The organism is Streptomyces sp. HNM0645, from assembly GCF_030056615.1.
GTDB classification, from domain to species: Bacteria; Actinomycetota; Actinomycetes; order Streptomycetales; family Streptomycetaceae; genus Streptomyces; species Streptomyces marianii.
Genome location: NZ_JASHLT010000004.1, coordinates 161812 through 185848, shown reverse-complemented (window position 1 = coordinate 185848; position 24037 = coordinate 161812). Strand labels below are relative to the sequence as shown.

Sequence of the window (24037 nt, the reverse complement as noted above, 5' to 3'; positions counted from 1 at the left end):
ACGCCTGGCAAACCCACACCTGCCCGGAGGGCCACGATCATGACCGCAAGCACCACCCGCCGCTCGACCGCCGCCAAGTCCAGGATCGCCGCGGTGAGCGCGATCGCGGTCGCCGGTGCCCTGCTGCTCACCTCCTGCGGTGACCAGACGAACTCGGGATCGGGCACCAAGGAGAAGGACGGCGCGGCCACCTCCGCGGCGCCGCTGGCGGACAAGCTGCCGCAGTCGATCCGGGACAAGGGTGTCGTCAAGGTCGGTTCGGACATCGCCTACCCGCCGGTGGAGTTCAAGGACGGTTCCGGCAAGGTCGTCGGCATCGACCCCGACATCGCCGACGCCCTGGGCAAGCAGCTCGGCGTGAAGTTCGAGTTCGAGAACGGCACCTTCGACACCCTGATCACGGGTCTGCGCTCGAAGCGCTACGACATGGCCATGTCGGCGATGACGGACACGAAGGACCGCCAGGAGGGCGTGGACTCCGAGACCGGCAAGAAGGTCGGCGAGGGCGTCGACTTCGTCGACTACTTCACCGCCGGTGTCTCGATCTACACCAAGAAGGGCGACGACAAGGGCATCAAGACCTGGTCGGACCTGTGCGGCAAGAAGATCGTGGTGCAGCGCGGCACGGTCTCCGAGGACCTCGCCAAGGCCGAGAACAACAAGTGTGTGAAGGCCAAGAAGGGCAAGATCACGATCGAGGCCTTCGACAACGACCAGCAGGCCCAGACCCGTCTGCGCGCCGGCGGCGCCGACGCCGGTTCCTCGGACTTCCCCGTCGCCGCCTACGCCGTGAAGACCTCCGGTGGTGGCAACGACTTCCAGATCGTGGGCGAGCAGGTCGAGGCGGCCCCGTACGGCATCGCGGTGGCCAAGAGCAACACGGAGCTGCGCGACGCGCTCCAGGCCGCACTGGACGCCATCATCAAGAACGGCGAGTACGAGAAGATCATCGCCAAGTGGGGTGTCCAGGCCGGCGCGGTGACCGAGGCCAAGATCAACGGCGGTTCCTGATCCCGGTCGGGATCTGACCTCGGCACTGAAGCACTGAAAGGCTCCACGTGACTGTCGACATCGATAAGACGGGTCCGGAGGACACGCCGCCCACACCCAAGGCCGGACCGGAGGCCATCAAGGCCATTCCGGTGCGACACTACGGCCGGTACGTCTCCGCCGTCGTGGCGATCGCGCTGCTCGTCGCGATCGTCTACGCCTTCTCCCAAGGCAAGATCAACTGGGGCGCGGTCCCCGACTACTTCTTCGACCAGCGCATCCTCGACGGCGTCGGCCAGACCCTGATCCTGACCGTCCTGTCGATGGCCATCGGCATCCTCGGCGGCATCCTCCTCGCGGTCATGCGCCTGTCGAAGAACCCGGTGACCTCCTCCATCGCCTGGTTCTACATCTGGTTCTTCCGCGGCACCCCGGTCCTGGTCCAGCTCTTCGTCTGGTTCAACCTCGGCCTCGTCTTCGAGTTCATCAACCTCGGACCGTTCTACAAGGACGAATGGTCCGACTTCATGACCCCGTTCCTCACCGCACTGCTGGGACTGGGCCTCAACGAAGCCGCCTACATGGCCGAGATCTGCCGCGCCGGCCTCCTCGCCGTCGACGAAGGCCAGACCGAGGCCTCCCACGCCCTCGGCATGAGCCACGGCAAGACCCTGCGCCGCATCGTCATCCCCCAGGCCATGCGCGTCATCGTGCCCCCCACGGGCAACGAGGTCATCAACATGCTCAAGACCACGTCCCTGGTGGCCGCGGTCCAGTACTACGAACTCCTCCGCCAGGCCCAGGACATCGGCCAGACCTCCGGCGCCCCCGTCGAAATGCTCTTCCTCGCCGCCGCCTGGTACCTGATCATGACCTCGATCCTCAGCGTCGGCCAGTACTACCTCGAGCGCTACTACGCCCGAGGCTCCAGCCGCAGCCTGCCGCCCACCCCCCTGCAGAAGATCAAGGCCACCGTCTTCTCGGTGCGCCGCCCGAAGGGAGTCGCGGCATGACCGCCATGGTCAAGGCCGAAGGCGTCCACAAGTCCTACGGCCACATCGAAGTCCTCAAGGGCATCGACCTCGAGGTCGCCCCGCGCGAGGTGTTCTGCCTCATCGGCCCCTCCGGCTCCGGCAAGTCGACCTTCCTCCGGTGCATCAACCATCTGGAGAAGATCAACGCCGGACGGCTGTACGTCGACGACGAACTCGTCGGCTACCGCCAGAAGGGCGACAAGCTCTACGAGCTCAAGGACAACGAGGTCGCCCGCCAGCGCCGTGACATCGGCATGGTGTTCCAGCGCTTCAACCTGTTCCCGCACATGACCGCCGTCGAGAACGTCATGGAGGCACCGGTCCAGGTCAAGGGGGAGGCCAAGGCGGTCGCCCGGGAGCGGGCCCTGAAGCTCCTGGACCGCGTCGGCCTCGGTGACAAGGCCGGGAACTACCCCTCCCAGCTCTCCGGCGGCCAGCAGCAGCGCGTCGCCATCGCCCGGGCCCTGGCCATGGAACCCAAGCTCATGCTCTTCGACGAGCCCACCTCGGCCCTCGACCCCGAGCTGGTCGGCGACGTCCTCGACGTCATGCGCGGCCTCGCCGAAGACGGCATGACCATGGTCGTCGTCACCCACGAAATGGGCTTCGCCCGCGAAGTCGGCGACAACCTCGTCTTCATGGACGGCGGCGTCGTCGTCGAATCGGGCAATCCCCGCGACGTCCTCACCAACCCCCAGCACGACCGCACCAAGGCCTTCCTCTCCAAGGTGCTGTAAAGCTCGGTGGACCGTCGTACCGAACGCCGGAGGCGGCAGGGCATGCCCTGCCGCCTCCGGCGTTCGTCCGTCCGGGCCGGGTCACTTCAGCGCGAGCACCAGCGCGTCGGAGGGCGACGCCCACACCGGCCGGGCCTCGGCGAAGCCGGCGGCCCGCAGGGTGTCGGCGTGCCACTGGGCGGACGGGGTGTCGCCGTCTGCGTGCTCTCCGTAGATCTCGAAGCGGCGGGCGGTGGGCGCGGCAAGGACGGGGTCCGCGGCCGCCAGGGCCCACCAGTCGGCCCAGTCGAGCGCCCCGGCGGCCCTTGCCCGGTCCATCGCGGCATGCCGGTGGCTGCGCTCGGCCGCGTTGATGCGCGGGGTGGTCCCGTCCTTCATGTGGTCGGCGTTCATGAGGACACCGCCGTCCACGACCAGGTCGGCGAGCTGCCCGTAGAGGGCGGCGAGCGGCTCGGCGTGCAGCCAGTGCAGCGCGGTGGCGGTCAGCACGGCGTCGTACGAGGTGTGCGGCAGGGCCGCGGTCCAGCCCGGGTCCTTGAGGTCGGCGGTGACGAAGGTGACGCGCCGGTCCCCGGCGAAGTACCCCTCGGCGATGGTCAGCAGCGCGGGGTCGAGGTCGACGCCGACACTCTCGGCCTTCGGGAACCGCATGAGCAGCCTGTCCGTGATACTTCCCGTACCGCAGGCGAGGTCGAGGACCCTCGGCTCGGGGCCCGCGAAGGCCTCGACCATGTCCAGCATCACCCGGAACCGCTCCTCGCGGTCGGGCATGTACCACTCCTGCTGGCGGTCCCAGCTCTCCTGCCAGGCCCGCCAGTCGGTTCCGGTGACGGCCGCGCTCTCGGTCATCCGCACTCCTCCCATCCGTAATACCCTCGAATCCAGAGCATCACTTACCTCATCCGTCGCCGACACTAGACCTCATCCGTAAGGACTACAAGTGGAACTGGCCTCTTACTCGGACTACGCCGTTCGCCTGGTCAACACCGAGGAGCCGGCCCGCACCAAGGACACGCTCACGTCGGTGGAGGCCGTCCGCGAACTCTTCGACCCCTCCTCCCAGATGGCACGCCGGGCCACTGACGCGGACGTCACCCGGTTCCGGTCGGTACGGGCCAGATTCCGCGCGGTCTTCACCGCAGCGGACTCCGGCGACCAGACCCAGGCCGTCGACCTGCTCAACTCACTGCTCCTGGAGTTCCCGGTCAGCCCGCAGATCTCCGGCCACGACCTCCTGGACGACGAGGGACGGCCCCGCTGGCACATGCACCTCGCCGACCACCCGTCCAACGCGACCTCCGGCTACGCCGCGATCGCCGCGATGGGACTCGCCGTCCATCTCACCGAGTACGGCGTCGACCGGCTCGGTCTCTGCCAGGCCACGCCCTGCCGCAACGCCTACCTGGACACGTCCACCAACCGCTCGCGCCGCTACTGCTCGGACCGCTGCGCCACCCGCGCCAACGTCGCCGCCTACCGCGCCCGCAAACGCCTGGAGACCGAGCGGTCGGAGAGTACGGGCCGCACTGCGGAGAACGCCCAGGCCAGTAGCCCGAACCCCGACCTCTGACCTTGCGGGCGCGGCCGGTACCGCGCCCGTACCCGCCCCAGCAGCAGGCTCTCGGGCACCGTGCCGAACACCCGGCTGTCCCCTTCCGCGTACGGGTTGTCGCCCAGCACCCACCAGCCCTCCCGGCGCCGCTCGACCACCCGCTTCACGATCAGCAGGTCCTGCTGAAGCGGATGCCGGAGCACGGCCACGTCCCCGGGTCGCACGGCGGCCCCGTAGTGCACCAGCAGCCGGTCCCCGTGCGCCAGCGTGGGATGCATGGAGGGCCCGGCCACCTCCGCGACCCCGAAGGGCGCACTCGGCTCCCGCCCCTGCTCCGTCATCGGCCACCTCCGGGTCCCTCGGTGTCTTCCGCCACACGTCCCATGGTCACCCTGGACTTTTGACCTAAGCCGCAGGGGGCACTCGCGAAAACGCGCCACTCACGGAGTAATGTCCCACCTGAGAAGACGATCACGAGGAAGGACAGCTCAATGCTCTCCCGCCTGTTTGCCCCCAAGGTGAAGGTCAGCGCCCACTGCGACCTGCCCTGCGGCGTCTACGACCCGGCCCAGGCCCGGATCGAGGCCGAGTCCGTCAAGGCCGTGCAGGAGAAGATGGCCGCGAACGACGACCCGCACTTCCAGGCCCGTGCCACGGTGATCAAGGAGCAGCGCGCGGAGCTCGCCAAGCACCACGTGTCGGTGCTCTGGAGCGACTACTTCAAGCCCCCGCACTTCGAGAAGTACCCGGAGCTGCACCAGCTGGTCAACGAGACCCTGAAGGCGCTCTCCGCGGCCAAGGCCTCGACCGACCCGAAGACTGGCGAGAAGGCCCTGGAGCTCATCGCCGAGATCGACCGCATCTTCTGGGAGACGAAGAAGGCCTGATCTCAGCCTAGGTAGCCTGACCTGCACTTTCACGGGTCTGGCTACCTACCTGTCCGCACCCGGACCGCGGGCCGCCGAGCACGGCGACCATGGCGGCCCGGGTGCGGTCTTCTTCACCCGGCCACCGGTGTGCCCGGGTCACCAGCGTGGTGACGGCGGACGCGCGAACCGCCGGCTGCGGCACGCCGCCGTGTTCGCCGCGCCGCAGACGCCGGCCGCACAAGGGCGATGAGGCCCGAAGAGGGCGGTCGGTACCGCTGACCCCGGTCAGCTGCCCCCGCCACGCGTCGTGGCGGGGAATCGGGTCGCGGACCGCCACGGTCGTGCGATGAGGGTGGCGACCGGTTCGGGCTTGGCGGCACCGGCCGCGATCCGCCCCGGCCGGCACAGCGACACCCGTCTCCGCGCTGCATGTCCCTGTGGGCTCCCCCGGCGGGCCGCGCCCCCGAAGGCCGGCCGGAGCGGGTTCATGCCGCAGGTGTCTGCAGCAACGGACTCTTGTTGCGCAGCAGCCAATGCCGGTACGGGGCGGAGCGGAGGGCCGCCTCCCGGTAGGCGGCGAGGAGTTCGGCGTACACGAGGGCGAAGGTCTCCGCACCGGGACCGGGGCGCCGGTAGAGCAGCAGCCGTACCGCGAGCGGGTCGTCGCGCAGGGGGCGGATCGCCATGTCGTCGCGCCTGCCCGAGGTGGGCTGGCAGGGGGCGACCGCCTCGCCGACCACGATGAGGGACGTGGCGGTGTGGTAGTCGGCGTGCAGCACTTGCGGGTCGATCCCCGCGGCGGCGAGGACCCGGCGCAGCCCGTCCCACTCGCCGTCGACCGTGGGGTCCACCATCCAGCGGTCCTCGGCGAGGTCGGTGAGGTCGACCACCGGGGCCGCGGCGGCCGGGTGGTCGCGGGCCATGGAGATGAACTGCGGTTCGCGCTCCACGAGGACCCGCCGTTCGAGCCCTTCCGGCACGAGCAGCGGGCAGCCTTCGACCTCGTGGACGAACGCCACGTCCAGGTGCCCGGCGGCGACCATGCGCAGCAGCGTGCCGGCGGAGACGTTCATGTGCAGGGAGAGGTCCGTGCCGTCGGGCAGCCGCTGTCTGAGCCGTCTCAACCAGCCCGCGAGGGCGCGGCTCGCCGTGGAACCGATGCGCAACCGGGGGTCGTTCGCGCGGGCGACCGCCGCCCGGGTCTCCGTCACGAGCGCCGACATCCCGGCGATCAGCGGGCGGGCCCGGCTGAGGACGGCACGGCCGAGCGGGGTGGGCCGGCAGCCCGTGCGTTCCCTGAGGAAGAGCTCGCCGCCCAGGGCGTTCTCGATCCGGCGGAGCTGGGTCGTCAGGGATGGCTGGCTCATGCCCAGTCGGCGGGCTGCCTTGTGCAGACTGCCCGTGTCGGCGATCGCGCACAGCACGCGCAGGTGTCTCACCTCCAGCTCCATACTGCGAGAGTAGGACGGCACCCCTCGCCACACCAGACACCCGTGTCGCTCCAATTTCCTTGCTGCATACGGGAGTTGGGGCTGGTCGTACTCGTGATGCCGCGGTGTTATCACCAGTTGGCATCATCCGCCCGGCGGGCGGGCTCCCCGACACTCTCCTCACCGATCCCCACTCGGATGAGGAGAACCCCCCATGAGACACCCCGAGCGACGCCCGCGGGCGTTACTCTCCGCCGCACTCGGTCTGGGCCTCGCCGCCGCCCTGGCCTCCGCCGCACCCGCCACCGCCGCCCCGGCTCCCGACGCCGCGAGCCACGCCGTCCCCACCGGCCGGGCCGCGGCGTACAACGGTTCCGCGGAGGACGCCCGCGCGACCAAGGCGTTCTTCGACGCGGTGGTGAAGTCGGTCGCCGAGAAGCGGGCCCAGAACCCGGGCGCCCAGGCCGTCACCGTCGTCTACAGCGCGAGCAGCGCACCGAGCTTCCGCTCCCAGATAGCCAGCAGCACGCGGATATGGAACAGCTCCGTGTCGAACGTACGGCTGCAGGAGGGCTCCAGCCCGGACTTCCGGTACTACGAGGGCAACGATCCGCGCGGCTCGTACGCCAGCACCGACGGGCACGGCCGCGGCTACATCTTCCTCGACTACCGGCAGAACCAGCAGTACAACTCCACCCGGGTCACCGCCCACGAGACCGGCCACGTGCTCGGGCTCCCCGACCACTACTCCGGTCCGTGCAGCGAACTGATGTCGGGCGGCGGGCCCGGCACCTCCTGCCAGAACGCGTACCCCAACGCGGCCGAGCGGAGCCGGGTGAACCAACTCTGGGCGAACGGCCTCGCTGCCGCCCTCGCCAGGGTCTCCTGACGCACGCCCCCCACGGCGCCCCGTGCCCGGGTTCCCGCCCGGGCACGGGGCGTTCGCCTCACCGGCGGTGCCACCGGGGTCAGGAGACGGAGACGGCCGAGTGCGACGACGAGCCGTCAGGCGCTCTCCAGCAGCTTCCGGCCGAGGTCGGCGCCCTCCGGCAGCTGCCGCCTGATCCGCCCGAGCGCCTCCTCGAAGTCGCCGTCGGCCACCCCGGACTCGTACGCCGCCCCGCCGAGGTGCAGGGTGAGGTTCAGATCCACCCGGCCGGGCCTGCCCTCGGGCCCGGCCTCACCGAGGGTCAACAGGCAGCTGAGCGTGGCCTGCTCCGCCGCCCCGTCCAGGACGACGGGCAGCGGCATGTCCCATTCCAGGACGCAGCCGGAGAGGCGTTCGCCCGATTCCGCAGCGCCCAGGGCGGCGAAACTCGGCCCTTCGTACTCGGTTCCCCTGATGCGGGTGCTCACTCCGTGCCCGCTCGGGGCGATCGCCAGCGCGATCGCCTCCGCACCCCGGCGGTCCCGGTACCAGCCGGTCCACACGTCCGTCGACTCCGTTGACATGGCGCGGACTGTAGCGGGCCGCCCGGCCGTGTTGTACAGCCGGTCGGCACTCGAACGGTTCTGCGCCGCTCAGGTCAGCCGGACGGGCCCGCCGCCGGCTCCTCGTTCGTCCTCTGCGCGTCTTCCCCGCCCCGCTCGCGCCGCGCTCCGGAGGCGTCCCCGGCACTGCGCGCGCACGCGGGGTTGTGACAGGGGCCGGGGCCCCACTCCGGGACGAACACACCGAGCACCTTGCGTCGTCTGATGGCGGAACCGACAGGCTGTCCGCAGGTCGGACACGTGTACTCGTCCTGCGGGCGGCGGACGGTCCGACGTCCTTCGCTGCCCATGGTTCCAGGATAGGTCGGCACACCCAGGACGGACAGCGCTCGCGCGGCCAGGTGGACGCGCCGCCGACGCGGCTACCGCTTCCTGCGGTACTTCCGTACGAGCACCCCGTTGCCGAAGGTGCGCACCCAGTCCAGGGTGAAGTCGGTGACGGCGAATCCGGCGCCGAACATGGGCATACCGCTGCCGTAGACCTGCGGATAGGTCTTGATCACCAGTTCGTCGATCTCGTCGAGCAGTTCGCCGGCGACCTGCGAGCCGCCGCAGAGGTAGATGCCGAGCCCGCGGTCCTCGGCCTTGAGGGCGCGCACCCTGCCGACCAGGTCGTCGGCGATGATCTCGACGCCCGCATCGGGCGACTCCTCCAGCGTGCGCGAGGCGACGTACTCGCGCAGTTGGGCGTAGGGGCTGGTGATCCCGGCGTCGAGTGCCAGCTGGTAGCTGGCCCGGCCCTGGACCAGGGTGTCGAAGTGCCTGTTCGGGGAGTTCTGGACGCCCAGCGCCTCTCGCCCCTGGACGGGGATGGTCTCGGGGTACTCCGACTTCAGGAACTCCAGGTAGTCCTCGTCGACGAAGCCGAACATGGACGAGGCGTCGCCGCCCGGGTCTCCGATGAAGCCGTCGATGGAGCAGGCGATGAAGTAGGTGAGGTTACGCAAACCGGTCCTCTGTTCTCGTCGGGCCTGAGGGCCGGACCGGTATCGGGGCCCGAACCACTGCATTCATAGTGCTCCAGTCGTAGTGGTTATACAAGTGCCTTTTACGGAGGGTGCGTTGATGAGGTTCCGGAAGGGCGCGGCGCGCCGATGCCTCCGAGGCGATCCGGCCCGCCTCGGGGCGCGACCGGTGCACCGCGGACGCAGCGGCCGGCGTGCCGGCGCACGAACGGCACGCCGAGGGGGGCGGGGGACCGCCTCGCGGTGCCGGAGCCGCGAGGGGTCGTCCTCCGCCCCCGGCCCTCCCGCCCGAGCCGACCGGGGCTCGGCACCGGGGCGGCGGTCGGCGCCGAGCCGGCCTCCTGTTCGCGCCCCGGGCTACGGGTCACCGCGACCGGCTCCGCCGGCCGCGGCCGTACGGTGTGCCGTACCGCGTGGCGCCGCGGCCCCGACGCCTACGGAGCCGAGGAGCGCCTCGCGCCCTCGGGCCCCGGCGCGGCGGGCTCCCGCCACATGGGCCACATCAGCGGGCCGTCGGGCAGCTGGACGGTGCGGTCCGTGAAAGCGAAACCCAGCCGCTCGTAGAGACGGGTGCTGCGGGCACTGCTCGCCTCCAGGTAGGCGGGCAGCCCCTCCCGGTCGCACCGCTCCAGGGCGGGCGCGAGCAGGGCCGTGCCGAGCCCCTGGCCCTGCCGCTCCGGGGATACGGCGACCAGCAGCAGATACTCGTGCGCCCTGCCCTGCGGATGGACGGCACCGGTCAGCCGGCCGACGAGCTCGGCCCGCTCGTTGCCGGGATCGGCGATCTCCCGCATCCGGGCGGGAGTGTCGTCCTCCTCCTCGGGGGCCTCCGCGGGCACCTGGAGCCAGAGCGCGGCGGCTGCTCCGTCCTCGGTCATGTCGACCCGCCCCTCGGCGAGGGCGATGTCGAGGAAGACCCCGAGGAAGACCCCGTGCACCCGGCGGCGGTGGGCCTCGTCGGGGAAGACCCAGCTGCTGACCGGGTCGTGCATGAACGCCTCGTCGAGCAGCCGCACCACCGTCCCACGGTCCCGCTCCCCCGCCTGCCGTGTCCGTACGCCCATGCCCGGGCCACCTCTCCGCGATTGTCAACCGGCCGCTGCGATCCTAGGGTTGCGGACGGGGCCGCGCACCGCTCCGACCGGGCTCAGCGGCTCCGGCGCGTGACGAACTCCGCCAGCGAGAGCAGGTCCCCCGCCGCCTTGAGGTCCGGCACCGCACGCGACAGCTGCTGCACGGCCCGGGCCATCCGGTCCGCCGCCTGCAGCTGGGCCCAGTCCCGGCCGCCGGCCCGCTCCACCGCGTCGGCTGCCCGGGCGACCGCCCCGGTGTCCATCGGCCCGGCGTACAGCTCGGCGAGCTCCGCCCCCGCCTCGGTGCCCGAGCCGAGGGCGGCCACCACCGGCAACGACTTCTTGTGCGCGGCCAGATCGGCGCCCGCGGGCTTGCCCGTGCGGTCCGGATCGCCCCAGATGCCGATGAGGTCGTCGATCAGCTGGAAGGCCAGCCCCGCCTCCCGCCCGAAGGCGTCCATCGCGGCGATCTCCTCCTCCCCCGCCCCCGCGTACAGCGCGCCGAGAGCACAGGCGCAACCCAGCAGCGCCCCGGTCTTGGCCGTTGCCATGGCGAGGCATTCGTCCAGCGAGACCTCCCTCGGCCCACGCTGCTCGAAGGCGCAGTCGGCCTGCTGGCCGGCGCAGAGCTCGATCACACAGGCAGCGAGCCGGGCCGAGGCCGCCGCCGCGGCCGGGTGCCTGTCCTCCGCGAGCAGCCGCAGTGCCAGGGCCAGCATGGCGTCGCCCGCGACGATGGCGTCCGGGGTGCCGAACACCGTCCAGGCGGTGGGCCGGTGCCGGCGGGTCGCGTCCTCGTCGATCACGTCGTCGTGGAGCAGGGTGAAGTTGTGCGCCAGCTCGACGGCCGCGGCGGCGCGCACCGCCTGCTGAGGGTCCCCGCCGAGCGCCCGGGCGGCGGCGAGCACCAGGGCGGGCCGGATCGCCTTGCCCGCCGCCCCGGCGGCGGGCGTGCCGTCGGCGTGCTCCCAGCCGAAGTGGTACATCGCGACTCGGCGCATGGAGCCGGGAAGGGACTCGACGGTGTCCCGCAGCCGGGGGTCGACGGCGTTGCGGGTGCGTTCCAGGAGCCGCGCCGCCTCATGGGCGTCGGTGGCGGCGTCCGGACTGGTCATGGTCACGGTCACGTCCTCTGCTGAAGGGGGTGGGGCGGGGGCGGCGAGGCGGGCCGCCCCCGCCGGATCGGCGCCGACGAGCGGCTCCGGGCGTCAGCGCCAGCGGCTCACTTCGACGTTCTCCAGCACACCGAGGGCGTCCGGCACCAGGACCGCCGCCGAGTAGTAGGCCGTGACCAGGTAGGAGATGATCGCCTGCTCGTCGATGCCCATGAAGCGGACCGAGAGGCTGGGCTCGATCTCGTCGGGGATGCCGGTCTGGTGCAGGCCGACCACCCCCTGGTCCTCCTCGCCCGTACGCATGCAGATGATCGAGGTGGTCCGTGCGTCCGAGATCGGGATCTTGTTGCAGGGGAAGATCGGTACGCCCCGCCAGGCGGGGATGCGGCTCCCCCCGATGTCGACGGTGTCCGGGTAGATGCCCCGCCTGCTGCACTCCCGGCCGAAGGCGGCGATGGCCCTGGGGTGGGCGAGGAAGAGCTTGGAGCCGCGCCGCCGGGACAGCAGCTCGTCCATGTCGTCCGGCCCCGGCACGCCGTCGTGCGGCTGCAGCCTCTGGCCGTAGTCGCAGTTGGCCAGGAGCCCGAACTGCTTGTTGTTGACGAGCTCGTCCTCCTGCCGCTCGCGCAGCGCCTCGACCGTCAGCCGCAACTGCTGCTCGGTCTGGTTCATCGGCTGGTTGTAGAGGTCCGCGACCCTGCTGTGGACCTTCAGCACGGTCTGGGCGACGCTCAGTTCGTACTCGCGGGGGGCGCCCTCGTAGTCGACGTACGTGTGCGGGACGACCGCCTCGCCGACGTGGCCGGCGGAGAGGTCGATGGCCGCCTCCCCGTACTTGTTGGTCCGCTGGTGGGGGACCGACACCACGGACCGGAGATGACCGGCGAGGGACTCGGCGCGGTCCGCGAGGATCAGCACGTCCTGCCGGGTGAGCTCCAGCGCGACGCACGCGGTGCCGGCCCGGGCGGTGAACTCCCAGACGGCGTCGCCGTCGACAAGCGACCTGTCACCGAAGTAGGAACCGTCGGCGAGGACGCCGAGCACGGCCTCGTCGCCGTAGGGACCGGTGCCGATCTGCTCCACCCGGCCGTGCGCCAGGAGGAACACCCGGTCCGCCGCCTCGCCCTTCGCCGCCAGTACGTCACCCGGCGCGAACCGCACCTGCCTGCAGCGCTGGGCCAGTTCGCGCAGCACGGCCTCGTCGTCGTACCCCCGCAGGGGCGGCAGCTCGCCGAGCTCGGCCGGGATGACCTCGACCTGGCTGCCCGTCTGGACGAAGGTGACGCGCCCGTCGCCCACCGAGTAGCTGAGCCGACGGTTCACCCGGTACGTACCGCCCTGCACCTGGACCCAGGGCAGCATCCGCAGCAGCCACCGGGAGGTGATCTCCTGCATCTGGGGCGCCGACTTGGTGGTGGTCGCCAGGTTCCGCGCGGCGGCCGTACCGAGACTCTGCTGTGGCAGTGTCGCGTCCTGGCCGCCCTCGCGCACCTCGTCACCAACCGAACCAACCGACATGGGACTCCTTCGCAATCATGGGTTGACCTGCGACGAAGAGCCTTCCAGCACGCTGCGTGGGCACGCCATTACACAAATGAGTGGGACTAGACGGGGATGTGCGGGGCATGGCGTGCGCTTTCTGCCCGATCGGCCCACTGGCCGGATCGGCTCGCACGGTGTGCGAACGGATCGCCTGGTCACGGGGGTTGGGGTAGAAGCCCCGTACGAACACTTCCAGCCGTGAAGGAGTCGGTCATGGCCCCACCCATGTCCGCGGACAGCTTCCTCGACGCCCTGCGCGACGAGGGGCTGACGGTCGTCCAGGTCGGCGACTGGCGCACCCACAACCGCAATCACAAAGGCCCCTGGGGCCCCGTGCACGGGGTGATGATCCATCACACCGTCACCAGGGGCACCGCGGACACCGTACGCATCTGCCGTGACGGCTACGCGGGCCTGCCCGGTCCGCTGTGCCACGGCGTCATCGCCAAGGACGGCAAGGTCCACCTGGTCGGCTACGGCAGGGCCAACCACGCCGGGCTCGGCGACGACGACGTGCTGCGCGCCGTCATCGCCGAGAGGGCGCTCCCTCCCGACGACGAGGCGAACACGGACGGGAACCGGCACTTCTACGGATTCGAGTGCGAGAACCTCGGCGACGGCAGGGACCCCTGGCCGGAGGTCCAGCTGGAGGCCATCGAGAAGGCGGCCGCCGCCGTCTGCCGGCGCCACGGCTGGAACGCCCGGTCGGTGATCGGGCACCTGGAGTGGCAGCCGGGGAAGATCGACCCGCGGGGCTTCACGATGAACGCCATGCGCGCCCGGATCACGGAACGGCTCAACTGAATCCTCCCCTCCCTGAAGGGAGGGGATTCCTGGCTCAGACTGCCTCCGGGAGTGGCGCTCCGGGAGGTCTTGCGCCCTCGGCGCGGCCGGGTCGGTGACGCGGTCCGCGTGGACCGGACCGCCCCGGCCGCCCGCGCCGGGCACGGCGGGGTGAACGTGCCGGGCAGGGGCGGCGAGAATGGCGGGGTGAACGTGTTCGACCTCGCCGCCCTCCGGCCCCGGCTGCCCTCCCCCCTGGAACCGGTGGCGGACGAGCGCTTCGCGCGGCACGGGCTGCGCCTGCTGCTCAAACGGGACGACCTCATCCATCCGGACCTGCCCGGCAACAAGTGGCGCAAGTTGGCGCCGAACCTCCGCGCGGCGGCGGGCCGCACCGTGCTCACCTTCGGCGGCGCGTACTCCAACCACCTGCGCGCCACGGCCGCCGCCGGGCGGCTGCTCGGCTTCCCCACGGTCGGCGTCGTCCGGGGCGACGAACTCGCCGGGAAGCCCCTCAACGCGTCCCTGGCCGCCTGCGCCGCCGACGGTATGCGGCTGCACTTCGTGGACCGTGCCACGTACCGCCGCGCGTCCGATCCGGAGGTGCTCGCGGGGCTTCTGGAGCGCTTCGGGGGGCCGGAGCGGTGCCAAGTCGTCCCCGAGGGCGGCAGCAACGCCCTCGCGGCACGGGGCTGCACGGTGCTCGGCCGCGAACTCCGCGGCGAGGCCGATGTGGCCGCCGTGGCGTGCGGGACGGGCGGGACGCTCGCGGGGCTCGCCGCCGGACTCGGGGACGGAGCGCGGGCCCTGGGTTTCCCGGTGCTCAAGGGGGGCTTCCTCGGCGAACGGACAAGCGCCCTCCAGAAGGAGGCCTTCGGCGGACCGGTCGGCGACTGGTCGCTCGACGAGCGGTTCCACTTCGGCGGCTACGCCCGTGTCCCGCCCGCCCTCGACGCGTTCGCGCGGGATTTCGAAGCACGTCACGGACTGCCCGTGGAACGTCTCTATGTCGCCAAAATGCTCTACGGACTCGTCGCCCTCGCGGGCGAGGGCGCGTTCCCGCCCGGGACCACCGTCGCCGCGGTGATCACCGGCCGGCCTCAGTCCGCGGCCTCACGGTAGGCGGCCGCCTCCTCGAGGTCCAGCCGCCGCAGCAGCGCCCGCATCATCTCGTCGTCGATCCGCCGTTCGTCCCGCAGCCGCACGAACACCTCGCGCTCGGCCTGGATCACTTCACGGGTGAGGCGGCGATAGGTGTCGTCCGCGGACTCGCCCGTGGCGGGGTTGACGGCCCCGAGACGCTCCCAGGGCGAGTTCCTGCGGCGCTCCAGGACCGCGCGCAGCCGGTCGAGCAGCGGTTCCGGGAGCGCGTTGCCCGGATCGGCGACGAGTTCCTCCAGGCGCTGCTCCGCGGCACGGGACGCCTCGCTCTGCGCCTGCGCCTCGGCCAGGGTGACGCTCCGCGGGTCGCGCTCCGGGAGCCTCAGGGCGCGGATCAGCGCCGGCAGGCTGAGCCCCTGCACGACCAGGGTGCCGATCACCGTGGTGAAGGTGAGGAACAGGATCAGGTTGCGTGCCGGGAAGGGCTCCCCGTCCGCCGTCAGGATCGGGATGGAGAAGGCGATCGCCAGGGACACCACGCCCCGCATGCCGGCCCAACCGACGATCAACGGGGTCCGCCAGTCCACCCCGGGCTCGCGTTCCCTGATGCGCTTCGACAGCATGCGCGGGACGAAGGTCCCGGGGAAGACCCACGCGAAGCGGGACACGACCACGACGACGAAGACGACCACGGCGTACCAGGCGGCCTCCCGGACCGAGAACGAGCCGAGCTTCCGCACCACGTGCGCCAGTTGCAGTCCGATCAGCGCGAAGACGGCGGACTCCAGGATGAAGGCGACCATCCGCCATACCGCCTCCTCCTGGAGTCTGGTGGCGAAGTCCACCTGCCAGGACCGGTGCCCGAGGAAGAGGGCGACGACCACGACGGCCAGCACGCCGGAGGCGTGGACGTGCTCCGCGGCGGCGTAGGCGACGAAGGGGATCAGCAGGGACAGGGTGTTCTGCAGCAGGGGTTCCCTGAGATGGGTCCGCAGCCAGTGGATCGGCACCATCAGCACCAGGCCGACGCCGATGCCGCCGGCCGCCGCGACGAGGAACATCAGCACGCCCTCCCCCCAGGTGATGCCCTCGCCGACCGCCGCCGCCAGCGCCACCCGGTACGCGGTGATGGCGGTGGCGTCGTTCACCAGGGACTCGCCCTGGAGGATCGTGGTGATCCGGCCGGGCAGCCGGAGCTTGCGGGCGACCGCCGTCGCCGCCACCGCGTCCGGCGGGGCGACCACGGCGCCGAGCACCAGCGCCGCGGTCAGCGGCAGGCCGGGAACCACCAGGTGCGCCACCCACCCCACGACGAGGGTCGCGAAGAGGGTGTAACCGACGGACAGCAGGGCGATCGGCCTGACGTTGGCCCGCAGGTCGAGGTACGAGCTGTCGACGGCCGCGATGTGCAGCAGCGGCGGCAGGATCAGCGGCAGGACGATGTGCGGGTCCAGCGTGTACTCGGGAACGCCCGGCAGGTACGAGGCGACCAGGCCGACGGCGACGAGCAGCAGGGGCGCGGGCACCACCGTCCTGCGGGCGATCCCCGCGATCGCGGCGCTCGCCGCGACCAGCGCCACCACCGACAATGCCTCCATGATCCGCCCCTCGCCCGCTCACCCACGTCGTAACCTGGCCATCATGAGCGAGTGCCCGCATGTTCTCGACCTGCCGCGCCCCGAGCCCGAACCCCTCAGCGACACGTGCCTCGCGTGCCGGGCGGCGGGGACGCACCCGGTACAGCTGCGGATCTGCCTGACGTGCGGACACGTGGGATGCTGCGACTCGTCGCCCGGCCGGCACGCGTCGCACCACTCCGAGCAGGAGGGACATCCGGTGATGCGTACCCTGGAGCACGGAGAGAACTGGCGATGGTGCTTTCCGGACGGTTCGATCGTCTGACGTCTGGGTACGTCAAAGCTCCGCCGATTTCTCGCAATTGAGGACCGCAGAGCACTAGCCACTGTGCGTACTCATGTGCTTACCATGAGTGACAGAGTCGGGTAGGGGTCCGGCGACACGGCACCATGGATCGCGATAGCGTCGCCAATCGAGGTACTGGCTGCGCACCGACGCGTAGTACTCGGCTCCGGGATCGCCCTCCCGGAGTCTCGATCGACCTTGTGCCACCTTGGAGGTGAGGGTGTCCCAGATCGCAGGCGAGCCCGGGACTCAGGACTTCGTGGAAGTCCGGCTGCCCGCTGCGGGTGCCTACCTGTCCGTGCTGCGTACGGCCACGGCCGGCCTCGCGGCGCGCTTGGACTTCACCCTCGACGAGATCGAGGACCTGCGCATCGCGGTCGACGAGGCATGCGCGATCTTGCTGCAGCAGGCCGTGCCCGGATCCGTTCTCAGCTGCGTCTTCCGGCTCGTCGACGACTCCCTGGAGGTCACGGTCTCGGCCCCGACGACCGATGGACGCGCCCCGGAGCGCGACACCTTCGCCTGGACGGTGCTCTCGGCACTGGCCGGCAAGGTCGACTCCTCCGTGGCGGAGGACCGCACGGTCTCCATCAGCCTGTACAAACAGCGCGGCGCGGGACCCGGGCCGGCGTGAGGGACGGGGACGGTCCGGTGCGCGACGAGGAGCGGATTCCCGGAACGCCGAACGGCGGGCGTACGGCTCCCGCGGAGCCGGGCGGCGCACCGGCGGGCATCCCGGAGCAGCAGGCCAGGCCGCACCCGGTGGACGAGCGTGACGGCCTCCCGGCCGCGGCGGAGCAGAAGCAGGCTGGGGGTACCTCCCAGGCGAAGCACTGGCAGAGGGCGGCCATGAGCGAGCACGAGCACGACCTCAAGGAACACGGGCACCACGCTCCGAACGACCGGAGCGAGGCTCGCTCGATGTTCATCGCGCTGCGCGGACTTCCGGAGGGTTCCCCCGAGCGCGCCGAGCTCCGGAACCAGCTGGTGCGGATGCACCTGCCCCTGGTGGAGCACCTGGCCCGCCGCTTCCGCAACCGCGGGGAGCCACTCGACGACCTGACCCAGGTCGCGACGATCGGGCTGATCAAGTCCGTGGACCGGTTCGACCCCGACCGGGGCGTCGAGTTCTCGACGTACGCGACGCCGACCGTCGTGGGCGAGATCAAGCGGCACTTCCGCGACAAGGGCTGGGCGGTGCGGGTGCCGCGGCGGCTGCAGGAGCTGCGGCTCGCGCTGACCACGGCGACGGCGGAGCTGTCCCAGCAGCACGGCCGCTCCCCCACGGTCCACGAGCTCGCCGAGCGCCTCGGCATCTCCGAGGAGGAGGTCCTGGAGGGCCTGGAGTCCGCCAACGCGTACTCGACGCTCTCCCTGGACGTCCCGGACACCGACGACGAGTCCCCGGCGGTGGCGGACACCCTGGGCGCCGAGGACGAGGCGCTGGAGGGCGTCGAGTACCGCGAGTCCCTGAAGCCGCTGCTGGAGGACCTGCCGCCCCGGGAGAAGCGGATCCTGCTCCTTCGCTTCTTCGGCAACATGACGCAGTCGCAGATCGCGCAGGAGGTCGGCATCTCCCAGATGCACGTCTCCCGCCTCCTGGCACGCACGCTCGCACAACTCCGCGAGAAGCTCCTGGTCGAGGAGTGACCCTCCGGCGATTCCGGACGGGCGTACGCACGCCTGCCCCGGCCGCCGGAGGCTATGCCCGGCCGCGGATACCCAGCGCCTCCGTCGTACGCGGGTTGAGCAGCAGCGCCAGCGAGGTGACGGCCACGACCGCCAGCACGATGCCCGCCGGGATCAGAGCGCCCGACGAGCGGAGCAGGGTCCAGGCCACCGGCAGCGCCATGATCTGGGTGATGATCGCGGGCCCACGGCTCCAGGAGCGCCTGAGCAGCAGTCCGCGCGCCGCGAGCAGGGGGATGGCGCCCAGCGCGATCAGCGTCACTCCGCCCGTCTCGGCCTGCGACGTGCTCTCCGGGGCACCGGTCAGGCCCGACACCAGCATGTAGAGGCCGCCGGCGAACAGGGCCAGGGCCTCCAGCCCGCACAGGGCGGCCGCCGCGGTCAGCCGCCCGGGCCGCTTCGCGGGTGCGCCGGGGGAGGTCTCGGGGGTCTGCTCAGCACTGCTCACCCCTGCAGGGTAGCCCCGGGTCCGGTGCGCCCCGCGGACGGTCGGCACCGGGACCGCTTGCCCCGAACTGGGCCGCGTACCCCTTGGTAGGTACTCTGGCGGCCATGCGCGCACTCCTCGTGGTCAATCCGGCAGCAACCACCACCAGTGCCCGCACCCGTGACGTACTCATCCACGCCCTCGCGAGCGAGATGAAGCTGGAGGCCGTCACCACCGAGTACCGCGGCCACGCCCGCGACCTCGGCCGCCGCGCCGCCGACTCCGACGACATCGACCTGGTCGTCGCACTGGGCGGCGACGGCACCGTCAACGAGGTCGTGAACGGGCTGCTGCACGCCGGCCCGGACCCGGACGCCCTGCCGCGCCTCGCCGTCGTCCCCGGCGGCTCCACGAACGTCTTCGCCCGCGCCCTGGGGCTGCCCAACGACGCCGTGGAGGCCACCGGAGCGATCCTGGACGCCTTGGAGACGGGCAGTGGCCGCACGGTCGGCCTCGGTATAGCGGCCGGTACGCCGGACACCCCGGACGAAGGCGTTCCGCCGCGCTGGTTCACGTTCTGTGCCGGTTTCGGATTCGACGCCGGAGTCGTCGGCCGGGTCGAGCAGCAGCGGGAGCGCGGCAGGATCTCCACGCACTCCCTCTACATACGCCAGGCGGCGCGGCAGTTCCTCGCCGACCCGCACCGCCGAAGCGGCGCGATCACCCTGGAACGTCCCGGGGCGGACCCCGTGCGCAATCTGGTGCTGTCCATCGTCTGCAACACCTCTCCCTGGACCTACCTGGGGAATCGTCCGGTGTACGCGGCTCCGGCGGCGTCCTTCGACAGCGCCCTGGACGTCCTCGGCCTGGGCCGGCTGTCGACCGCCGCCCTGGCCCGCTACGCGACCCAGCTGCTCACCTCGACCCCGGATCGCGGCCCGCGCGGCAAGCACGTGGCCTCTTTTCACGACCTCACGGACTTCACCTTGCATTCGAAGGTGGCGCTCCCCTTCCAGATGGACGGCGACCACCTCGGACTGCGCAGCAGCGTGACGTTCACAGGCGTACGCCGTGCACTGCGTGTGATTGTGTGAGCGGAAGGGCCGAAAGTCCTTCCACTCGAACGTTTAGGCGCGGGTCCACCCCATGGAAGTACGGCTGTGACCTAGTCGACACCGAGGAATCAAAAAAAACTTTCCAGAAGGGGTTGTATCCGCCGCCGAGGTTTGCGAATCTCTACATGGCGATCGGGACGGCCCGCAGGACCGGCCTCCACAGAGAGCCAGAACCCCTCCTCAACCTGGACCACAACCAGTTCATCTGGGTGTCGGACCTTCGCTTACGGGGGGATTCGTGAAAGCGTTCACATTCACAAGCAACCTGCACGTAATACCAAGAGAGGTAGCAGCCATGGACTGGCGTCACAACGCCGTTTGCCGCGAGGAAGACCCCGAGCTGTTCTTCCCCATCGGCAACACCGGTCCTGCGCTGCTGCAGATCGAGGAAGCCAAGGCCGTCTGCCGTCGCTGCCCCGTCATGGAGCAGTGCCTGCAGTGGGCGCTCGAGTCCGGTCAGGACTCCGGCGTCTGGGGTGGCCTCAGCGAGGACGAGCGCCGCGCGATGAAGCGCCGCGCCGCCCGCAACCGGGCGCGCAACGCGAGCGCCTGAAAGCCCCCTGCCAACAGCCTGAGCCCGGCGGCGCGTACGGCGAGTACGCATTCACCGCCCCCGAGCCGCAGCGCGCAGCAGTATCCCGAAGCTTTCGAGCCCCGGACCATCACGAACGGTCCGGGGCTCGCTGCTGTGCACCGGGGGGAGCGGGCGGCCCGGAGCCCTCACCCCGCCCCGGCCGCGGAAGCACCGCGGCGGCGCCTCCCGGGGCGGGGCCCGGCTACTTCTCGCTCTGCACGGGAATGTCGAGCACGACCCGGGTCCCCCGCCCGGTGGCCGGCTTCATGTCGAAGGTGCCGCCCAACTCCCCCTCCACCAGGGTCCTGACGATCTGGAGTCCCAGGTTGCCCGCCGTCTGCGGGTCGAAGTCCGCGGGCAGCCCCCGGCCGTCGTCCTCCACGGTGATCAGCAGCCGCTCGGCCGAGCGGGGGCCGCCGCGTACCGCCGACACCTCGACCGTGCCGTGCTCCCCCGGGGCGAAGGCGTGCTCCAGCGCGTTCTGCAGCACCTCGGTGAGGACCATGGAGAGCGGCGTGGCGACCTCGGCGTCAAGGATTCCGCAGCGGCCGCTGCGCCTGCACTCGACCTTGCCGGGCGAGATCTCCGCCACCATGGCGAGCACCCGGTCGGCGATCTCGTCGAACTCGACCCGCTCGTCCAGGTTCTGGGACAGCGTCTCGTGGACGATGGCGATGGAGCCGACGCGCCGGACCGCCTCGTTGAGGGCCTCCCGGCCCCGCACGGAGTCCATCCGCCGGGCCTGGAGGCGCAGCAGCGCCGCGACCGTCTGGAGGTTGTTCTTCACCCGGTGGTGGATCTCCCGGATGGTGGCGTCCTTGGTGATCAACTCGCGCTCGCGGCGGCGGAGTTCGGTGACGTCGCGGAGCAGTACGAGGGAGCCTATACGGGTGCCCTTGGGCTTCAGCGGGATGGCGCGGAGCTGGATGACCCCCCCGTTGCCCTCCACCTCGGCCTCCCGGGGCGCGTAACCGCTGGCGAGCTTGACCAGGGCCTCGTCGACGGGGCCCCGGGACGGCGCGAGTTCGGCCGTGATCTGGCCCAGGTGCTGCCCGACCAGATCGGCCGCGAGGCCGAGCCGGTGGTACGCGGACAACGCGTTCGGGGACGCGTACTGGACGACACCGTCGGCGTCGAGGCGGATCAGTCCGTCGCCCGCGCGCGGCGAGGCGTCCATGTCGACCTGCTGCTCGGGGAACGGGAACGCACCGGCGGCGATCATCTGGGCGAGGTCGGAGGCGGACTGCAGATAGGTCAGCTCGAGCCGGCTCGGGGTGCGCACCGTCAGGAGGTTGGTGTTGCGCGCGATCACTCCGAGGACCCGGCCGTCGCGCCGGACCGGGATCGACTCGACCCGTACCGGCACCTCCTCGCGCCACTCGGGATCGCCCTCGCGCACGATGCGGCCCTCGTCGAGCGCGGCGTCGAGCAGTGGACGGCGGCCTCGGGGAACCAGGTGGCCGACCATGTCGTCCTGGTAGGAGGTGGGTCCCGTGTTCGGCCGCATCTGGGCGACGGAGACGTACCGTGCGCCGTCCAGGGTGGGGACCCAGAGGACGAGGTCCGCGAAGGAGAGGTCGGAGAGCAGCTGCCACTCCGAGACCAGCATGTGCAGCCACTCGAGGTCGGACTCGCTCAGAGCGGTGTGCTGGCGTACGAGGTCGTTCATGGAGGGCACGTTGTGAGCGTACCTTTGGTGAGAACCTGACGGGACGGGCCTCCGTAGGGGAGGATGGGCCGGGAAAGTGTGTGCGCAGATGGATGGACAGGACAGAATGGTCTAGTCCACAATGACACCGTCGTGCCGGAACGCGACCCGGACGGCGGACAACAGAAGACCTCCGCCCTCCCCGCACAGGAGGGCGGACCGAGGACCCGGCGCTCTCTGCCCTGACTGCGCCGCGGGCCTCCACACGGCCGACCGGGACCGCACACCCGCCGGCCGGGCAACTCCGGGCTGCGGTGCCGGACGGGTTGAGGGTCCCGTCCCGGCGCCGCGGCCCGCGGGTCGTTCAGGGGCCGGAGCGCGGCGGAACCCCGGCGCGGGGACCGGCGGCGGTCCGAACCCCCGGCGGCGCGGGTCAGCGCGTCTCGGTGATCGCTGCGAGGGCCCGCGGGGCGTCGGGGTCCTGGCCGCGGGTGATGGCCACCTCGTAGGCCGGCAGCCGGAGCGGAAGGACCTCCAGGATCGGGCTGGATCTCCTCCTCGACCCTCGCGGTGGGCGGCACGAAATCCGCCGAGGCCGCCGCGACCTGCGGCTCCGGCCCGACGACGAAGAGGTCGGCGCCGCGGCCGCGCCACCGGTCGAGCACCGGCCGCAGCGCCTCGCCGCCATGGCCGTCCGTCACCACCGCGATCACCGGGGAGACGTTGTCGACCATGGCGAGCGGGCCGTGCGGCAGATCGGCGCAGGAGTAGGAGAGGGCGGGGATGCAGCTCGTCTCCATCAGCTTCAGCGCCGCCTCCTCGGACGTGGGGTGGCCGTAACCGCGGGAGGTGATGACCATGCGCTCGGCGAAGCGGTGGCGGGCGGCCGGCTGCCGCACCTCGCCCCAGCGGGCCAGGACCTCCTCCGCGAGACCAGGCAGCACCCGCGCCGGCGCGCCGTCCCCGCCGCGCAGCCCCTCGACGAACAGGACGAGGTCCGGCGACCCGCCGGACGGAGTCCGTCGACCACGGGGCACCGCGCCCCCGCCGGCCGGGATTCACCGGGGTTCACCCCACTCTGCTAGATTGGTCTATACCACATGACCTCTCAATCGATCGGCAGGCCCAGCGTGGAAGTTGTCATCGTCCAGAACGCCAAGGCAGGCGGGGAGCTCATCGCGCGGGGCATCGCGGAACTGCTCCGCCGCAAGCCCGACGCACTGCTCGGGGTGGCCACGGGATCGACACCGCTGCCCGTCTACGAGGCGCTGGCCTCGGAGGTCCGGGCCGGGGCCGTGGACGTCTCCCGGGCCCGGATAGCACAGCTGGACGAGTACGTGGGGCTGCCCGCCGGGCACCCCGAGTCGTACCGCTCCGTGGTGCTGCGTGAGGTCGTGGAGCCGCTCGGGCTGAGCCCCGAGGCGTTCATGGGCCCGGACGGCGGCGCGGACGACGTCCGGGCCGCCTGCGCGGCGTACGACGCGGCGCTGGCGGCGGCGGGCGGCGTCGACCTGCAGCTGCTGGGGATCGGCACGGACGGGCACATCGGCTTCAACGAGCCGTGCTCCTCGCTCGCCTCGCGGACGAGGATCAAGACGCTGACCGAGCAGACGCGTGTGGACAACGCACGCTTCTTCGAGGGCGGCATCGAGCAGGTGCCGCACCACGTCATCACCCAGGGCATCGGGACGATCCTCGAAGCCCGGCACCTGGTACTGCTGGCCACCGGGGAGGGCAAGGCCGAGGCTGTCGCGACAAGCGTGGAGGGCCCCGTCGCGGCCGTGTGCCCCGCCTCGGCGCTGCAGCTGCACCCGCACGCGACGGTGGTGGTCGACGAGGCCGCCGCGTCGAAGCTGAAGCTGGCGGACTACTTCCGCCACACGTACGCGAACAAGCCTGCCTGGCAGGGCCTGTAGCACGTGCGGCCCCCGGGCCCCACCCGAGAGCACGGGCACGGGGCCGGAGTGCGAAGGGCCGGG

The 24037-nt window shown here is 71.3% G+C and carries 25 protein-coding genes and 1 pseudogene; 14 read left to right on the top strand and 12 right to left on the bottom strand.

Annotated elements, in window-relative coordinates:
* Positions 1–39: 39 nt before the first annotated feature.
* The 3 genes from QMZ92_RS04165 to QMZ92_RS04155 are packed head-to-tail and all read left to right on the top strand — an operon-like array spanning position 40 to position 2761.
* The gene (locus QMZ92_RS04165) at positions 40–1011 is read left to right on the top strand and encodes an ABC transporter substrate-binding protein (protein WP_283295850.1); all 972 of its coding nucleotides are present in this window, start codon (positions 40–42) and stop codon (positions 1009–1011) included.
* Between the two features lie 47 nt (positions 1012–1058).
* Entirely contained in the window at positions 1059–2003 is a 945-nt protein-coding gene (locus QMZ92_RS04160) for an amino acid ABC transporter permease (protein WP_283295849.1), read from the top strand.
* Entirely contained in the window at positions 2000–2761 is a 762-nt protein-coding gene (locus QMZ92_RS04155; protein WP_283295848.1) for an amino acid ABC transporter ATP-binding protein, read from the top strand. The genes QMZ92_RS04160 and QMZ92_RS04155 overlap by 4 nt, the downstream gene beginning before the upstream one ends.
* 81 nt (positions 2762–2842) lie before the next feature.
* On the opposite strand, the gene QMZ92_RS04150 is transcribed toward QMZ92_RS04155, so the two are convergent.
* Positions 2843–3610: a class I SAM-dependent methyltransferase gene (locus QMZ92_RS04150; protein ID WP_283295847.1), complete on the bottom strand. Its 768-nt coding sequence runs from the start codon at positions 3608–3610 to the stop codon at positions 2843–2845.
* Between the two features lie 91 nt (positions 3611–3701).
* Here QMZ92_RS04150 and QMZ92_RS04145 point away from each other — a divergent pair, with 91 nt between their 5' ends.
* The gene (locus QMZ92_RS04145) at positions 3702–4331 is read left to right on the top strand and encodes a CGNR zinc finger domain-containing protein (protein ID WP_283295846.1); all 630 of its coding nucleotides are present in this window, start codon (positions 3702–3704) and stop codon (positions 4329–4331) included.
* Here the strand turns inward: QMZ92_RS04145 and sodX are convergent.
* Positions 4235–4654, bottom strand: a complete 420-nt coding sequence (sodX, locus tag QMZ92_RS04140) for a nickel-type superoxide dismutase maturation protease (protein WP_138053240.1) — start codon at positions 4652–4654, stop codon at positions 4235–4237. The two genes, QMZ92_RS04145 and sodX, sit on opposite strands and share 97 nt — an antisense overlap.
* A gap of 150 nt (positions 4655–4804) precedes the next feature.
* Here sodX and sodN point away from each other — a divergent pair, with 150 nt between their 5' ends.
* Positions 4805–5200 carry a superoxide dismutase, Ni gene (gene sodN, locus QMZ92_RS04135; protein WP_093652587.1) on the top strand — a complete coding sequence of 132 codons (396 nt, stop codon included), beginning with the start codon at positions 4805–4807 and terminating at the stop codon, positions 5198–5200.
* A gap of 467 nt (positions 5201–5667) precedes the next feature.
* On the opposite strand, the gene QMZ92_RS04130 is transcribed toward sodN, so the two are convergent.
* Positions 5668–6633 carry a LysR family transcriptional regulator gene (locus QMZ92_RS04130; protein WP_283295845.1) on the bottom strand — a complete coding sequence of 322 codons (966 nt, stop codon included), beginning with the start codon at positions 6631–6633 and terminating at the stop codon, positions 5668–5670.
* A 193-nt stretch (positions 6634–6826) separates the two neighbouring features.
* On the opposite strand from QMZ92_RS04130, the gene snpA reads away from it, so the two are divergent.
* Positions 6827–7501 carry a snapalysin gene (gene snpA / locus QMZ92_RS04125; RefSeq protein WP_283295844.1) on the top strand — a complete coding sequence of 225 codons (675 nt, stop codon included), beginning with the start codon at positions 6827–6829 and terminating at the stop codon, positions 7499–7501.
* Positions 7502–7617: 116 nt separating this feature from the next.
* Here the strand turns inward: snpA and QMZ92_RS04120 are convergent, their stop codons facing one another.
* The 5 genes from QMZ92_RS04120 to QMZ92_RS04095 all read right to left on the bottom strand — a co-directional run bounded on the left by QMZ92_RS04120 (position 7618) and on the right by QMZ92_RS04095 (position 12774).
* Entirely contained in the window at positions 7618–8064 is a 447-nt protein-coding gene (locus QMZ92_RS04120; RefSeq protein WP_283295843.1) for a DUF6304 family protein, read from the bottom strand.
* A gap of 401 nt (positions 8065–8465) precedes the next feature.
* Entirely contained in the window at positions 8466–9050 is a 585-nt protein-coding gene (locus QMZ92_RS04110; RefSeq protein ID WP_283295841.1) for a dihydrofolate reductase family protein, read from the bottom strand.
* Between the two features lie 452 nt (positions 9051–9502).
* A complete protein-coding gene (locus tag QMZ92_RS04105; RefSeq protein WP_283295840.1) occupies positions 9503–10132 on the bottom strand; it encodes a GNAT family N-acetyltransferase in 630 nt (209 codons plus the stop codon).
* Positions 10133–10215: 83 nt separating this feature from the next.
* Positions 10216–11256, bottom strand: a complete 1041-nt coding sequence (locus QMZ92_RS04100) for a family 2 encapsulin nanocompartment cargo protein polyprenyl transferase (RefSeq protein WP_283295872.1) — start codon at positions 11254–11256, stop codon at positions 10216–10218.
* Between the two features lie 93 nt (positions 11257–11349).
* A complete protein-coding gene (locus tag QMZ92_RS04095; RefSeq protein WP_283295839.1) occupies positions 11350–12774 on the bottom strand; it encodes a family 2B encapsulin nanocompartment shell protein in 1425 nt (474 codons plus the stop codon).
* 237 nt (positions 12775–13011) lie between these two features.
* On the opposite strand from QMZ92_RS04095, the gene QMZ92_RS04090 reads away from it, so the two are divergent.
* Complete coding sequence (locus tag QMZ92_RS04090) at positions 13012–13602, top strand: N-acetylmuramoyl-L-alanine amidase (protein ID WP_283295838.1); 591 nt, start codon at positions 13012–13014, stop codon at positions 13600–13602.
* Between the two features lie 186 nt (positions 13603–13788).
* Entirely contained in the window at positions 13789–14703 is a 915-nt protein-coding gene (locus QMZ92_RS04085; protein WP_283295837.1) for a 1-aminocyclopropane-1-carboxylate deaminase/D-cysteine desulfhydrase, read from the top strand.
* Here the strand turns inward: QMZ92_RS04085 and QMZ92_RS04080 are convergent.
* Positions 14682–16280 carry a Na+/H+ antiporter gene (locus QMZ92_RS04080; RefSeq protein WP_283295836.1) on the bottom strand — a complete coding sequence of 533 codons (1599 nt, stop codon included), beginning with the start codon at positions 16278–16280 and terminating at the stop codon, positions 14682–14684. The genes QMZ92_RS04085 and QMZ92_RS04080 overlap by 22 nt on opposite strands.
* A 43-nt stretch (positions 16281–16323) precedes the next feature.
* On the opposite strand from QMZ92_RS04080, the gene QMZ92_RS04075 reads away from it, so the two are divergent.
* From QMZ92_RS04075 to QMZ92_RS04065, 3 genes are all read left to right on the top strand, one after another.
* A complete protein-coding gene (locus QMZ92_RS04075; RefSeq protein ID WP_283295835.1) occupies positions 16324–16584 on the top strand; it encodes a UBP-type zinc finger domain-containing protein in 261 nt (86 codons plus the stop codon).
* A 241-nt stretch (positions 16585–16825) separates the two neighbouring features.
* A complete protein-coding gene (locus QMZ92_RS04070) occupies positions 16826–17239 on the top strand; it encodes an ATP-binding protein (protein ID WP_138053254.1) in 414 nt (137 codons plus the stop codon).
* Positions 17236–18255 (top strand): RNA polymerase sigma factor SigF, encoded by a 1020-nt coding sequence (locus QMZ92_RS04065; protein WP_138053255.1) that lies wholly within the window; start codon positions 17236–17238, stop codon positions 18253–18255. Before QMZ92_RS04070 ends, QMZ92_RS04065 begins: the two co-directional genes overlap by 4 nt.
* A gap of 52 nt (positions 18256–18307) precedes the next feature.
* On the opposite strand, the gene QMZ92_RS04060 is transcribed toward QMZ92_RS04065, so the two are convergent.
* Positions 18308–18742: a hypothetical protein gene (locus QMZ92_RS04060; RefSeq protein ID WP_283295834.1), complete on the bottom strand. Its 435-nt coding sequence runs from the start codon at positions 18740–18742 to the stop codon at positions 18308–18310.
* 104 nt (positions 18743–18846) lie between these two features.
* On the opposite strand from QMZ92_RS04060, the gene QMZ92_RS04055 reads away from it, so the two are divergent.
* Both QMZ92_RS04055 and QMZ92_RS04050 read left to right on the top strand, forming a co-directional pair.
* On the top strand, positions 18847–19815 hold the full coding sequence (locus tag QMZ92_RS04055) for a diacylglycerol/lipid kinase family protein (RefSeq protein ID WP_283295833.1): 969 nt from the start codon (positions 18847–18849) through the stop codon (positions 19813–19815).
* A gap of 316 nt (positions 19816–20131) precedes the next feature.
* Positions 20132–20389: a WhiB family transcriptional regulator gene (locus tag QMZ92_RS04050; protein WP_003953983.1), complete on the top strand. Its 258-nt coding sequence runs from the start codon at positions 20132–20134 to the stop codon at positions 20387–20389.
* 223 nt (positions 20390–20612) lie between these two features.
* Here QMZ92_RS04050 and QMZ92_RS04045 read toward each other — a convergent pair whose 3' ends face one another.
* Positions 20613–22079 (bottom strand): sensor histidine kinase, encoded by a 1467-nt coding sequence (locus tag QMZ92_RS04045; protein ID WP_283295871.1) that lies wholly within the window; start codon positions 22077–22079, stop codon positions 20613–20615.
* Between the two features lie 412 nt (positions 22080–22491).
* Positions 22492–23053 (bottom strand): annotated as a pseudogene (locus QMZ92_RS04040) (SIS domain-containing protein); the annotation flags it as partial.
* Positions 23054–23188: 135 nt separating this feature from the next.
* Here QMZ92_RS04040 and nagB point away from each other — a divergent pair.
* The gene (gene nagB, locus QMZ92_RS04035; protein WP_283295870.1) at positions 23189–23974 is read left to right on the top strand and encodes a glucosamine-6-phosphate deaminase; all 786 of its coding nucleotides are present in this window, start codon (positions 23189–23191) and stop codon (positions 23972–23974) included.
* Positions 23975–24037: the final 63 nt, after the last annotated feature.